The sequence below is a fragment of the Parendozoicomonas sp. 2304DJ65-17 genome (genome assembly GCF_058148445.1).
Genome location: NZ_JBYVJV010000146.1, coordinates 1 through 232 on the forward strand (window position 1 = coordinate 1; position 232 = coordinate 232).

Annotated in this window: 1 protein-coding gene; it reads right to left on the reverse strand. The window is 43.1% G+C overall.

Translation table 11 applies throughout. The features are described from left to right. The coding region (locus ACY2RR_RS24845) for a hypothetical protein (RefSeq protein WP_490110874.1) at window positions 1-217 on the reverse strand (217 nt) is incomplete at its 3' end. Window positions 218-232: the final 15 nt, after the last annotated feature.

Consider the following 232-nt stretch of genomic DNA (forward strand, 5'->3'; position numbering starts at 1 on the left):
CCAACTGCTCTTCCACACGATTAAAATCAAGATCAGTCTTACTGTGAAGAACATAAGCTTCCAGAATATGGAGGGAAGCCCAATAAGCACCGAACTCTTCGACTTTTAAAGCATTGATAAACTGAGCATTGGGAAGATTTACCAGCCAGGAATCATCAATATACCCGGCTGGGAAAAAGTTAAACTCAATAACCGGGGCAAGCTGATTGGCATCCATAATCAGGCCTCAACG